At 49.7% G+C, this 463-nt stretch carries 1 protein-coding gene; it reads left to right on the forward strand.

Going from position 1 to position 463, the window contains the following annotated elements:
* Positions 1-53: 53 nt before the first annotated feature.
* Positions 54-463: sodium/glutamate symporter (locus ACTHSP_RS21865; RefSeq protein WP_440346992.1), on the forward strand; the 410-nt coding region annotated here is incomplete at its 3' end.

Here is a 463-nt window from a genome sequence, read left to right on the forward strand (position 1 = left end):
CATCCGGAACAAAAACGGATGCTCGGAAAAACATTTCTAGGAGGTGAAACAACATGGAATGGGAATTCAACAGTTATTACACACTGATTGCCGCCACGCTCGTGTTGCTGGTTGGTAAATTTCTGGTTCAAAAAATCAAATTCTTAAGAGACTTCAATATTCCCGAGCCGGTCGCCGGCGGTTTGGTTGCCGCTATCGTCCTGTTCGCCCTGCATGAAGCCTACGGCGTCAGCTTCAAATTTGAAAAACCGCTGCAAGATGCGTTCATGCTTATCTTCTTTACATCCATCGGTTTGAGCGCTGACTTCTCCCGTTTGAAAGCGGGCGGTTTGCCTTTGGTTATCTTTACCGCCGTGGTGGGTGCATTCATCATCGTCCAAAACTTCGTCGGTGTCGGCTTGGCGAGCGCATTGGGCTTGGATCCGCTGATTGGCCTGATTACCGGTTCGATTACCCTGACCGG

The sequence above is a fragment of the Neisseria sp. P0001.S005 genome (assembly GCF_051963715.1).